Origin of the sequence: uncultured Jatrophihabitans sp. (genome assembly GCF_964246335.1) — a bacterium.
Classification (GTDB): Bacteria; Actinomycetota; Actinomycetes; order Mycobacteriales; family Jatrophihabitantaceae; genus Jatrophihabitans.
This window is the reverse complement of the sequence record NZ_CAXTQF010000098.1, coordinates 1-7,707: the sequence shown is the minus strand read 5'-3', so window position 1 is coordinate 7,707 and position 7,707 is coordinate 1. Positions and strand designations below refer to the sequence as shown.

Genomic DNA, 7,707 nt, shown 5'->3' with positions numbered 1-7,707 from the left:
GCCGGTTCAGCAGGCGGGTCTGGCGGCCGGCGGACTGGACGTCGGTGACCTTCACGTGCGCGGCCCGCAGGCCGGCCGCGACCGAGTGCTCGGCGCCGGCCGCCACCCACACCTGCTGAGCGACCGTCGCAGCCAGTGCGGAGTTGGCGGCACGTTCGGCGTACGTCCGGTCGACGAGCACACCGCCGGCCGCCGCACCGGGCACTGCGGCGGCACGTGCGATGGATCTGATCGGCACCTCGTTGCTGTCCAGCCCGAGCACCTGCACGACGCTGCCGACAGGTCCGGTGGGTATGTGCGGGGACACCACCGCGGGCAGCGCCGCCGGCGCGTCGGCGACGACCAGTGAGGCGGCGGTGTCGCCGAAGAAGTCGAGCGGCCACACCAGCCGGCCGTTCTGCAAGGAGAGCGTGGACGTCGGCGGGACGCTGCTGCCGCTCTGCTGCCGCCACTGCGTCGTGCGCTGCAGATTCGGCAGCGGCGTCCACCCGTGTGCGCCCTGGATGTCGATGCCGTCGAGGATCACCTGACCGGTGACGTGCACGGTGCTGTCGGCCGACCCCGTCGACACGTCGAGGCTGCGCAGCGTGCACGGGCAACCGCCGACGTCGGCGGTCAGGGTGACGGCGCCGTTGGTGCGCGGAACGGTGCCGAGCTCGGCGTCGACCGCGCCGCTCTCGCCGGGCGCGCCCAGCGTCGCGCCGAGCACCAGCCCGGCCGGCTTGAGATTGCGCACCGTCATCCGCACCCGCAGCGTGGTGTCCTCGGGGATCCGCACCGGCTGGGCCGCGGGCGGCGCGAGCTCGTGCAGCAGCGTGGCCAGCGAGCGCGGCGCGAAGTCGCTGCGCCACGCGGCGACGTGCGCGAACCGCTGCGGGTCGACTGCGAGAAACGACCCGACGGTGCTGGTGCCGGGGTAGTAGTTGTCCACGACGGTCGCCCGGGTGCCGCCCGGGTCGATGCGGTCGACCACGGCGCCGAGGTCGGTGCGCGGACTCGGTGGCGTCACGGTCAGGACGCTCGGCGCACCGACCTGCACGTCCGCCGCCAACCTGCGGTTGCTCTGCCCGGCGCTCCACGCGGCGACGGCGAAGGTCGCGAGCGCGAACGCCGCGGCCAGCACGATCGTCGTCCGCGCGCCGGCGGTGCGCCGCGCCACCTGACGCACCGCGAGGAACGCGCCGAGGCCGCCGCGGCGACGCGTCCGGGCGAAGGACCGCCGGGCGAGCCATGGCAGCAGCCGGGACGCCACCACCGCGACGGCGAGACCGAGCAGACCGGGTACGAGCAGGCCGAGCGTGCCGGCGTGCGTGGACGTGACCTGGCCGCCGACGACCAGTTCGACGACGGCTGCGACCGCCGCGGTCAGCACGATGCCGTCGATCAGCCAGCCGCGCCGGGTCGCCTCGCGCGCGGCGTGCTGCCACTGGTCGAGTACCCCGCGACGCAGGGTGCGCCGGCCGGCGACCACGGTCGCCACCAGTCCGCCCAGTGTCGCGACGAGCGCCGCGAGCCATGCCGTCCCCGGCACCGTGGCCGACGTCCCCGGCCGCAGCAGCACCGAGTCCAGGCCGAGGCAGGCCAGCGCCGCGACGCCGACGCCGAGTGGCAGCGCGAGCGCCAGCAGCGCGACCGGCTCGCCCAGTGCGAAGCCGAGCAACCCGAGGCCGCGACGGCCGCGCAGCTTCGCCAGCGCGATCTCCGCCCCGCGCGCCGCGATCGCGTCGCCGACGACGGTGAACATGACCAGCCAGACCAGCACCAGCAGTTGCACGGTGACGAGCAGGATCGAGATCTCCAGCGCCCGCCAACTGGCGTGCACGTCGTCGCGCACGTGCGGCAACCCGGTCTGCACGACGATGCTCTGGTTGGCGTCGGTCAGCTCACGCTGCACATGGGCGATGGCGCTGTCGAGCGTGTCGAGATCCGTCGCCTGCACCGTGTCGGCGCGTAGCGGCTGGTCGATCAACGCGCTGCCCTGCGGCTGGCCGCGCCCGGTGAGCATCGTCGGCTCCGGCGTGAAGGCCGCGTCGGCCATCGGGGCGTTGGCCCCGCCGCCGCCGTTCTCGGTCTGGAAGTAGTCGCCGCCGTGGTCGAACCAGTAGGGCTTGGTGAAATCCGGGACGCGGTAGATGCCGACGACGCTCAACGCCCCCCACACGCCGCTGGCGAACCGCTTGCCGACCGTGAGGCCGGTCATCGACGCCAGCGAGGTGCTGATCACGAGCTGGCCGGGTGCGGTAGAGCAGTGCCCGCTGCGAAAACGCAGGTTGGCGCAGACGTCTGTGCGCCAGACGAGGGGTGCCGCGGTGTGTGACCCGTCCGGCAGGATCACCGTGCCCTCGATCGCCTCGATCGGCGTGCCCAGCGCCCGGGCGCGCACGTCCGCCGGGACGCCGGCGCGGAAGACGGGCTGCGTCAGGCCGCTCAACTGCGGCAGCGCCGGCAGCTCGCTCTGTGTGCTGAACTCGATGCCGCGCAAGGAGGCGGGCGCGGCCGTGACGGTGTCGCGCAGGATCGACGTCTGTGCCGCGGCGTAGTACGCCGGGCCCACCGCTGCTGCTGCGGCGGCGACGAGTGCCACCACGAGAACGGCGAGCGTGCTGCCGCCGCGGTGCGCGAGTCCCCGGGCCAGCACGCGCACCGTGGTGGTCGCCGGCATTGCCCTGGAACTCCGATCCGTCGCTGACGAGGTCCGGGCGCCGCCGGCCTGATTCGCAGCGTCTCACATGCGGCTTTCGCCCGGGGCTGTGCGGATGTTGCGATCGCGTCACGTCCCGCACTTCCGATTTGCCGAGAGTTCACCCGATGCTCGCTGCAAACCCCCGTCGTGCGATCGGCGCACTTGCTTGCATGAGGGCATGGACTTTCCTACCGGTGACCTGACCACCGTCGACGAATACGCCGACTGGAACACGAAGGAGCTGGCGCGGCACTCGGTGTCGCGGCGCAGCATGCTCAAGGCTGCGACGGCAGCGGCCGGCGGGATCGCCGTCGCGCAGTTCGCGCTGGCCGAGCGGGCGTTCTCCGCCGCCGGCGGCAAGCAGGGCAATGACGGCGTCGTCGTGTCCGGCCGGCATCTGTCCTTCATCCAGGACCGCAGCGGCCGCCCCGAGTCGGCGATGGCGGTGACCGCGCAGCTCGTCAGCAACACCGGCTCGCTGCCCAAGCGGCTGCGCGCCTACGTCGAGGTCGGCCACCGCCCGGGCGACTACGGCGACCGTTTCGAGGCCGAGATCGTCCACCTGGTCGGGCAGTACGCCATCCCCGGCGGACCGGTGGCGTCGCAGTACTACGCGAAGGCGAAGATCTTCGGCCTGCGCGCGAACACGATCTACCACTACCGGTTCCGACTCTCCGACGGCACCACGACCGGTGACGCGTACTTCGCCACGGCTCCCGAGCACGGCATCGGGCGCCACCACAAGACGCCGCCGCCGTTCACCTTCACCGCGTTCGCCGACGTCGGCACCAACAACGCGCCGGCCGACCCGAAGTACGCCTGGGGCAACGACCCGGCCGTCGTGACGGCCGCGGGCGGCACCTGGCCGCGCGGCGTCTTCGACAACAACTACTACACCGCGACGGACCCGGTGGCCGGCACGACCGGCACGGACCCGCGCCCTGCCGTCTCGCAGACGGACAACATGGCGTCCCAGCGTCCCGCGTTCACGCTGCTGGCGGGCGACATCTGCTACGCCGACCCGGACGGCAGCGGACTGCCTGCCGACGACAGCGGCATCCAGACCGCACCCACCGGCACCAACCGCTACAACCCTTACGTCTGGGACGTCTTCCTCAACCAGATCGAGGGTCAGGCCGCGTTCTCGCCGTGGATGTTCGCCACCGGCAACCACGACATGGAGGCGCTCTACGGCAAGACGAAGGAACTCGGCGACAGCCCGAACCACGGTTACGCCGGGCACGAGGCGCGGCTGGACCTGCCGGACAACGGCCCGCGGACCTGCCCGTCCGTGTACCGCTTCGTCTACGGCAACGTCGGGGTGATCTCCGTCGACGCCAACGACCTGTCGTACGAGATCCAGACGAACACCGGTTACTCGAACGGTGCGCAGCTCAAGTGGCTGGAGGAGACGCTGCGTGAGTGGCGCACCAACGACAACGTGGCGCCGACGATCGACTTCGTCGTGGCGTTCTTCCACCACTGCGCGTACTCGACCACGAGCAACCACTCGTCCGACGGCGGTGTGCGTAACGCCCTGGACCCGCTGTTCTCGAAGTACCAGGTCGACCTCGTGGTGCAGGGGCACAACCACATCCTCGAGCGCACGGACCCGATCAAGCACGGCAAGCGCACCCGCTCGGCGCCCGACGGCTCGACCATCCATCCGCAGACCGACGGCGTGACCTACATCTGCGCGGGTTCCGGTGGCCGGCCGCGGTACTCGTTCCAGCCCGCGCCCAGCGCGACGGCGCCGCCGGCCACCGGCGTCACACCGACGGGCCCGGAGACCCTGCCCGAGGGTCAGCGCTATCGCGGCTACACCCCGCCCGGCGGCAAGAACACGACGGAGAACAACACGGAGAACGTGGTCAACAGCTACGTGTGGTCCGACGCCGGCACGGCGGTCAACTCCTCGGGTTACCTGCAGGGCACGAAGGTCCGCGAGGACATCGAATGGTCGCAGGTGCGCTACGACGACTACGCGTTCCTCGCCGTGGACGTCGAACCGGCGCCGAAGGGCCGCGCGACGACGTTCACGATCCGCACGCTGGCCGACGCGTTGCCCGGCTCGAACGCGCCGTACACCGAGATCGACCGCATCACGCTGCGCCGGACGGCGGGGGAGGGCAAGCTCCGCCGCTGACCTCGGGTGCACCACGGTCGGCCGCGGCACGCCGCGCCCGACCGTGGTGAACGTGCGTGCACTGGGTTAGGCTGCGCCGACTTCATCCCCAGCCCACAGAGCGGACCGCCCGTGCGCGCCCTGCAGATTCGTCTCGCGATCGCCGCAACAGCAGCGCTCGCAGTGCTCGTGCCGTTCGCCGCGCGGGCCGACTCCGCCCCCGCGCCGACCTCAACCAGCGCGGCCAGCACGCCGATCCCCGCGGCGGCCAGTTCGTCGTCGTCCGCCGTCCTGCACGCACCCGGCCCGCGGTGCAGCACGAACGCCGACGCGCTGTACCCGGTGATCTGCCTACCGGCCGGGTTCGGCGAGGACCACGCGGCGCCGCTTTCGGCCGGGGACGACACGGACTTCGTCGTGCAGCTGGTCGACAACGGGCCGGGCGTCCCGAACGCGACGTTTGCGATCTCCTTCGATCAGCCGCTCTTCGGGGACCCGGACGACATCGTGCGCCTGAACGGTTTCTTCGCCGGCGGCAAGCCGAGCGTGCAGACCCTGAAATGCACCGCGTCCGCGGACCGTCGCACGATCACCTGCCGGACCGGACCGATCGCGCACGACACGAACGCCTTCATCGACTTCGACGTCAACGTCGCAGCGTCGGCGAAGCCGGGCACCACCGCCGGCTTCGCCGCCACGCTCGAGCCGCTCGCCCCGACGACGTTCGCCGCCACCACCGTGCACGGGACGGTGCGCGTCGTCGCAACGGCAGATCTGCATGTGTCGCTGAACCACAAGCAGCTGACGGTGCCGGTCGGACACCGCGCGCGCATCACCGCGACGATTCACAACGCAGGGCAGGGACCGGCGCCGGAGACGGTCGCGTTCGCGATCTCCACGCGTAAGCACGAGAAGCTGGCGTCGCACTTCGTCATCACCAACGGCACAAAATTGAGCGACGCCGGCGGCGGTGAGATCGGGGGTGGCACGGTCAGCGACTCCGCGGCGCCTTCGTCGTCGGTGGTCATCGCCGGGGTGCGGCCGCTGAACCGGACCTACCTCGTCGCCGACGGCAGCGACAACCGCAGCCGGCGGATGGTGGCCCAGCAGCTGGCGACCCGGCGCGGGCCGAGCATCCGTCTCTGGCCGCTGCACACGATCGCACCTGGGCAGACCAAGACGTTGACCATCGAGCTGCGCGCGAAGACGGTCGGCACCGACCGCCTCGGCGTATTCGCGTTCTCGGACAACGACAGCGAATCCACCGACCCCGACAACGCCTTCGCCGAGGCCAAGCTGGTCGCCGTCGCGGCCCGGCACCCGGCCGGAACGGGCGCGCGGCTGGCCGCCAGCGGGCCGTTGTGGCTCGGGCCGTTGCTGGCCGGCGGCCTGCTCGCGGTGCTGGTCGGCACCCTGCTGCTCGTCGGCGCGCGTCAACCGCGGTTCGTGGCGCGCCACCGCCACTGACGGGCCGTCGGCGTCACATGCCGAGGGAGGCGAGGGCCTGCTGCACGAGGACGCCCTGACCGCCCTGCATCTCGGCGAGCAGTCGAGGGTCGCGCGCTTCGTTCGGCGTGACCCAGGTCAGCTCGAGCGCGTCCTGCTGCGGCTCGCACTCGCCCTCCACGGGCACCACGAAGGCGAGCGACACCGCGTGCTGGCGCGGGTCGTGGAACGGCGTGATGCCGGGGATGGGGAAGTACTCGGCCACCGTGAACGGCTGCGGCGAAGGCGGGATGCGCGGCAGCGCCAGCGGACCAAGGTCCTTCTCCAGGTGGCGGACCAGCGCCTGACGCACTCGCTCGTGGTACAGCACCCGGCCGGAGACGAGGGCGCGGATCAGCTCGCCGTCACCCGTCGCGCGCAGCAGCAGACCGACGGCCTGCACCTCGCCGACGTCGTCGACGCGCACCGGAACCGCGTCGACGTAGAGGATCGGCAATCGCTCCCGGGCGTCGCGCAACTCCTCTCGCGACAGCCAACCGGCCGAGGACTCCGTGCCGTAGTCGATGCTCACGGCGACGATCCTGCCAGGGCAGGAACGTCGCCGTGAGCAGGCCGACGCTGATCAGCTGGGTGAGCTCGACGGCGTCGCCGGCGCACCGGCGGGCTTCTTCTGCTGCGGCACCCGGATACGCGTAGCGGTGATGCCTGTGCCGCTCTGCTGACCGATGACCGCGATCTGCTTGCCGACCGGGAACTGCGAGCGCGACGCCGGCGCCTTCTTGGTGCCGAACTGCGTCTGCGGCGTGATGGTGATCGTCACCGTCTTGCCCTGCATGGTGCGCACCGTCCAGCTCGTGGACGCCTCGCTGACGATCGTGGCGCGGGTGGGACGTTGCCCGGCCTGCCCCTTCTGCCCCTTCTTCTTGTTGGCCTTCCTGCCCTGCTTGCCGTTGTCGGCTGATGCGGCGGAGCCGCTCACCTGCTGGCCCTCGCCGGGAACGCTGCTCGTCGAGCCGTTCGGGCTCGCCGTGCTGCTCGAGTCGCTCGTTGTGGCGGCTACGGCGATGCCTGCACCGGCGCCGCCGAGCACCACCACAGCAGCGGCGACGATGAGCGGCGTGCGGTGCCGGCGCAGGAACGAGCGCTGTCCGGGTGGCGGCCCGCTCGGCGCTGCGGGTCCCGAACCGAAGGGCGGCGGTCCCGCGGGCGGGGGCGGCGGGCGAGATCGCCACCCTGCTGGACCAGTTTGGGGCCGTCGACGGCCAGCTGCGCCTGGTGGTCACCCGCGGGGGCCGGCGCCTGGCCTTCACCGAGAACTTCCCGCCCCACGGCGAGTCCGTGACGCTGGCGAGGGTCGACTACTCCCCCACGGTCATCCTCACGGGCGTCAAGTCCCTCTCATACGGCGCGAACATGCAGGCGACGCGCCTCGCAAAGGGCAGGGGCGCCGACG

The 7,707-nt window shown here is 71.9% G+C and carries 4 protein-coding genes and 2 pseudogenes; 3 read left to right on the top strand and 3 right to left on the bottom strand.

The features are described 5' to 3' along the window. Positions 1 to 2,662, bottom strand: a pseudogene (locus tag ACFFCN_RS17865) (hypothetical protein); the annotation flags it as partial. Positions 2,663 to 2,861: 199 nt separating this feature from the next. Between ACFFCN_RS17865 and ACFFCN_RS17860 the strand changes: the two are divergent. Next, positions 2,862 to 4,829 carry a purple acid phosphatase family protein gene (locus ACFFCN_RS17860; RefSeq protein ID WP_375493851.1) on the top strand — a complete coding sequence of 656 codons (1,968 nt, stop codon included), beginning with the start codon at positions 2,862 to 2,864 and terminating at the stop codon, positions 4,827 to 4,829. 111 nt (positions 4,830 to 4,940) lie between these two features. Next, positions 4,941 to 6,275: a hypothetical protein gene (locus ACFFCN_RS17855; protein ID WP_375493849.1), complete on the top strand. Its 1,335-nt coding sequence runs from the start codon at positions 4,941 to 4,943 to the stop codon at positions 6,273 to 6,275. A 13-nt stretch (positions 6,276 to 6,288) separates the two neighbouring features. On the opposite strand, the gene ACFFCN_RS17850 is transcribed toward ACFFCN_RS17855, so the two are convergent. Both ACFFCN_RS17850 and ACFFCN_RS17845 read right to left on the bottom strand, forming a co-directional pair. Further along, positions 6,289 to 6,819, bottom strand: coding sequence for an NUDIX hydrolase family protein (locus ACFFCN_RS17850; protein ID WP_375493853.1), 531 nt, complete (start codon positions 6,817 to 6,819; stop codon positions 6,289 to 6,291). A 57-nt stretch (positions 6,820 to 6,876) separates the two neighbouring features. After that, a complete protein-coding gene (locus ACFFCN_RS17845; RefSeq protein WP_375493847.1) occupies positions 6,877 to 7,350 on the bottom strand; it encodes a hypothetical protein in 474 nt (157 codons plus the stop codon). 56 nt (positions 7,351 to 7,406) lie between these two features. On the opposite strand from ACFFCN_RS17845, the pseudogene ACFFCN_RS17840 reads away from it, so the two are divergent. Beyond that, positions 7,407 to 7,707: pseudogene (locus ACFFCN_RS17840) on the top strand (hypothetical protein); the annotation flags it as partial.